This is a genomic window from Kribbia dieselivorans NBRC 106261 (assembly GCF_001552435.1).
GTDB lineage: Bacteria > Actinomycetota > Actinomycetes > Actinomycetales > Dermatophilaceae > Kribbia > Kribbia dieselivorans.
Genome location: NZ_BCRE01000308.1, coordinates 1 through 537, shown reverse-complemented (window position 1 = coordinate 537; position 537 = coordinate 1). Strand labels below are relative to the sequence as shown.

Sequence of the window (537 nt, the reverse complement as noted above, 5' to 3'; positions counted from 1 at the left end):
CTCGGCGCGGTCGGGGCCGGTACCTCGCGTCGTGGAGGCGAGGTCGCTCACCGATGAGTACGACCAGGCCGCGGCGATGCTCCGCGGTTGGCTCGACGGTGACGACGCTCCGGAAACGCTCGGCATTCTGGTGCGCACCGAACAGGCCGGAGACCAGCTCGTCCGGGCCTTGGATGAGCGAGGTATTGCCGTTCGATTCGTGCAGGACAAGGCGCTGCCGGCCGGCAAACCGGTCGTGATGACGATGCATCGGGCCAAGGGGATGGAATTCGTTCGGGTGCTGATCTTTGGAGCCGACGCCGCGGCGCTCCCGGCCGCCTTTGCCGTCAAGAGTCTGCCGCCGGCCGAGTACCAAGACGCGATCCAGCGTGAGCGGTCGCTGCTGTACGTGGCGGCCACCCGCGCCCGTGACGAACTCGTGATTCTGTGGACGGGGGAACCCAGCACGCTCCTGCCCGACGCCGGCGCCTGAACAAGGTCATGCAGAACGCGTGCTATTTCACGCGTTCTGCATGACCTTGCGCCTGCCACCCCCTG

1 protein-coding gene is annotated in these 537 nt (G+C 67.2%); it reads left to right on the top strand.

Annotated features, from left to right (window positions below; translation table 11 throughout):
- On the top strand, nt 1-472 hold a 472-nt coding region (locus KD1_RS16045; protein WP_169795424.1), incomplete at its 5' end, for a 3'-5' exonuclease.
- Nucleotides 473-537: the final 65 nt, after the last annotated feature.